General features: G+C 40.0%; 4 protein-coding genes. 2 read left to right on the top strand and 2 right to left on the bottom strand.

Annotation, left to right across the window (positions count from 1 at the left end; translation table 11 throughout):
- Window positions 1-540 precede the first annotated feature (540 nt).
- Together ACCM36_RS02265 and ACCM36_RS02260 are read left to right on the top strand one after the other, a co-directional pair.
- Complete coding sequence (locus ACCM36_RS02265; RefSeq protein ID WP_370572091.1) at window positions 541-1617, top strand: YbhN family protein; 1077 nt, start codon at window positions 541-543, stop codon at window positions 1615-1617.
- 200 nt (window positions 1618-1817) lie between these two features.
- Window positions 1818-1976 (top strand): ribonuclease III domain-containing protein, encoded by a 159-nt coding sequence (locus tag ACCM36_RS02260; RefSeq protein WP_370572090.1) that lies wholly within the window; start codon window positions 1818-1820, stop codon window positions 1974-1976.
- Window positions 1977-2019: 43 nt separating this feature from the next.
- On the opposite strand, the gene ACCM36_RS02255 is transcribed toward ACCM36_RS02260, so the two are convergent.
- Both ACCM36_RS02255 and ACCM36_RS02250 read right to left on the bottom strand, forming a co-directional pair.
- Window positions 2020-2202, bottom strand: a complete 183-nt coding sequence (locus ACCM36_RS02255; RefSeq protein WP_370572089.1) for a hypothetical protein — start codon at window positions 2200-2202, stop codon at window positions 2020-2022.
- Between the two features lie 618 nt (window positions 2203-2820).
- Window positions 2821-3543, bottom strand: a complete 723-nt coding sequence (locus ACCM36_RS02250) for a flavodoxin family protein (RefSeq protein ID WP_370572088.1) — start codon at window positions 3541-3543, stop codon at window positions 2821-2823.
- Window positions 3544-3630 lie beyond the last annotated feature (87 nt).

Genomic DNA, 3630 nt, shown 5'->3' with positions numbered 1-3630 from the left:
GATATAAGCGGATTTCTTAAAATGGAAAGAAGAAGTATGGCACGATTGTTCTCTTCGTCAGTACAATTCACCATCTCAGGATGCTTGCAACCATCCAAACAAAGTAAATTATTGTTGCATGGGAAATTGTCCAAAGATTTCAACTCAAGAGATTTTAAAATGTCCTCTATTATAATGACGGTTATGGTAGAGTCACAAGAAGCCGAAAAAAAGTACTGATGAGTCAACATAAACTCATACAAAACTAATGTCACCACTAAATTCATTTGTCAATAAATGGCAGTTGGTAAGCATCTTCTATCGTCATTATCGGAGAGATTTTCCCCATGTGATGTGTTAGCATAGGAGGGCCCAAGAAGGCAGAAATTGATTTGAAATCATCAGACTCGAGAATAGCAGAAAATTAAACCTGAAACTCCTCTCCAACAAAGTGGCAAAGATGTTCACGCAGATGAGGTTAATTGCCTAAAACGAAAATTTAAGTAAAAAAAGATTAAAATTTGATTTATTTCCTGAATAAGCAGAGTCAAGGTAATCAAGATGGCCTCCAAAGAAAAAAACGACAGCCCTATGCAAGATTTATTTCCCCCTCTGACTTTACGAGTTGGCCACTACCTTTTGGAACTGCTGATATTAGGCCTTGCAGTGCATCTAATCTTACCACAACTTACAGCTTTAGAAAACTCTCTCAAAGTAATCAGTTCAATGAATAGATGGATCTTTATGCTGGCCGTTGTGGCCCAGATAGCCAGCTATCTAGAATACGGTTATCTTCTAAGGGCATGTGTAGCGATTGCACGACAGGAACTTTCCATATTATGGGGAACGTTGATCGCACTAGCCGCTTCCAGTATCGGATTGATAGCCGGAGGCACACTGGGAAACTCAGCAGCCACATATCACTGGACTCGTGCTCTGGGTGTGAATCGGCAGGGGGCAGTTCAGGCAGGAACCTTGCCAACAGCATTTAACAATGCAATACTTTTGTTTGTAGCTTTTCTTGGAGTCGCATATCTGTTGATCATGCATGAACTCTCAAAAGCACAAATAATTGCTTTCATCCTGATACTGATATTTATTGGAGCTTTAATTATCATCGTTCTCTGGGGAAATGCCCACCGTGTGCAGCTCATCTCAGTAGTGGGCAAAGTTTCCATCTCATGGGAAAATTTGAAAAGAAAACCACATACTTCCACTTCATCCGAGACACTCCGGCGCCTGTTTGATTCGTTGGACAGGTTAAAAGAGGATGGCTGGAAACGACCAGTTCTTGGTTCGGCTCTAAGCATAGGATTTGACATAATGACACTATACCTGATATTCCTGGCAGCCGGGTACAATGTGAGCATTGGCATATTACTTGCTGGTTATGGTCTGCCCATTCTTTTTGGAAAGATGGCTTTTTTAATCCCAGGTGGAGTAGGGATAGTAGAAGGGTCGATGGCTGCACTTTATAACGTCATGGGTGTGCCAATTCCTATCACTGTAGTGGTGATATTGATCTACCGCATTGTATCTTTCTGGATACCCAGTATCCTAGGATTTCCAGTGGCCTTTTATCTACAACGGCTGGCGTTAAAAATGAAACAAAATGATGAATTGGATGGGAAAGACTAACATCCATTCTATCTGGGATCTTTGGCCCTTGTAGAAATCTTCAATATCCGGGGATGAATAACAGTCTCTGATTTTTAAAACGTAGTATTCAACATTAATTGATTTTGCCAAGATCAATCAGATAATGTTGATTTGAGAGGTTTTCTACAGAACCCAAATGAGCATTTCTACTGAGCCCAAAACTCTGTGATAAATGGGGTTTGTTTGATTTTAGACTTGGTTCTACAAGAGACCCGAATAATGGTAATGAAGAAAAAATAGAACATGCAAAAGGAACAATGGTAGAAGCACTATTTGGAGTTCTTTACATCGAATGTGGATTAAAAAGAGTAATTTCTTCAATAGTTCATCTAAAGTAAAATTATAAATAAAGATGAGGTGTGAGTGTCCAGGTTGGAACGCTCAGATTTTTGATGGGATAGCTGTCTCAAGGCAGTTGATGGTGCAGTACATCTCTTTGTTATTCTTTAATGAGGTGGCTGCCTCAAGGCATTGAATAGTACAGTACATTTCCTTGCGAGCTAACTTGCTCTGGACATACATCTTACGACCACATTGGTTACAGGTTACAGTTACAAACTCCATAATAGTCTTTCTCCTCTTTCGTTTTCAAGTGGCAAATTCACTTTCAATTATTGAATTCATCACCTTGCTATTGATATAGTACATACATCTCAAATTCATATATATTAATATTTGTATACTAGTATGTATGAATATACTCATAATGATGAGATATTCGTAGTGTTCTTAATGACTATAGTCGGTCACATAAAATGTACCTGAAACCAGTTGATTTAGAATCTAGTTGTTGAATATTTTTCGCATCCCTTTGACATCATCAACTATTCATAATTCCTTCATATAATCTATAGGATGCGATTTCCAGCCCACCCATACAAAAACCCCTTATACAACCCCTTAACTCTCATTGGCGGGCCTCTAGCGAAGCCCAACCCAGTATGTAAACTTCTATCAAATGGATACCTTGCTACCAAAAATCCTATCGAGCGATTGTCGTGTGTTCGTTTAGTTTTTGGGGAAATCAAGCAAGGTAGGCCATGCAGAGTACTATGTACTCAATAGCAACAACGTCCTCAAAGTACTAATTGCATACCTTACATACGAGGAATAAACCATCCTCATTGAAGATGTTGTGTCCTCAGAATACTGTAAGTACCCTGAGGGCATCAGCTCAATTACCTATTTCTTCAGTGAATCAAGTAGTTGCTGATAATACTGATTCCCATATTGAATATACATATCGTGTGGCAGAAGTTCCCTGCTGATTATATCAAGAGTCTCCTTTGACATAAGTCCTTCTTTCACAAGCTGACGACCTGCATCTTTTGCAGCCTTAAAGATATCACCTATTGGAGCTCCCATTTCCAGCATGCTCTGCATAGCTTCGCCATGTGGTCGCAGTAATGCTCCTGCGAACTCAAATGACCCATTCTTGCAGAAAGCTTCCATGTGAACAATTAGAGGGTCAAAATTCTCCATTTCCCAGAACCCGCAGTTAGAGACCAGTACCATCTTCTGATTCTTGGGAGTTCCACGTACTGGATGACGAGAGCGACCATCACGCAATTCTACGAATGGCTGAATCCCTGGAAGCATCCTATCAAAAAGATTCTTCATGGGACCATTAACTCCATCTACATAGAGTGGCGAAGCAAACACAAGTACATCTGCTTCCTCTATCTTTGGATAGAGCAGTTTCATATCATCATCTATATAGCATTCTCCAGGTGTCTTAAACCAACAATTGAACTCACCAGTGCATGGCTTGATATTGAGTTTCCTTGTGTAGAATAAGTCTACTTCTGCTCCTGCTTCTTTCATCCCTTCGAGAAATGGATTCAGTATTCGAGCCGTATTGCCCTTATCCATTCTGGGACTTGAGTTGATTGCTAAAACCTTCATGTCCTTTCCTCCAATTTACTTTCTATAATTCAGGGAACAACGGCAAACACTAGTTGCTGCATCCAACCACGAGTATGTCTGCTGGAA

The sequence above is a fragment of the Methanomethylovorans sp. genome (assembly GCF_041305605.1).
GTDB lineage: Archaea > Halobacteriota > Methanosarcinia > Methanosarcinales > Methanosarcinaceae > Methanomethylovorans.
The sequence above is the reverse complement of the archived record's forward strand: the minus strand, read 5'-3'. Positions and strand labels throughout refer to the sequence as shown.

What these genes read in the sequence shown, in the direction of transcription:
- ACCM36_RS02265 (WP_370572091.1), top strand. Translation starts at nt 541, where the DNA reads ATGGCCTCCAAAGAAAAAAACGACAGCCCTATGCAAGATTTATTTCCC.
- ACCM36_RS02255 (WP_370572089.1), bottom strand. Translation starts at nt 2,202, where the DNA reads ATGGAGTTTGTAACTGTAACCTGTAACCAATGTGGTCGTAAGATGTAT.
- ACCM36_RS02250 (WP_370572088.1), bottom strand. Translation starts at nt 3,543, where the DNA reads ATGAAGGTTTTAGCAATCAACTCAAGTCCCAGAATGGATAAGGGCAAT.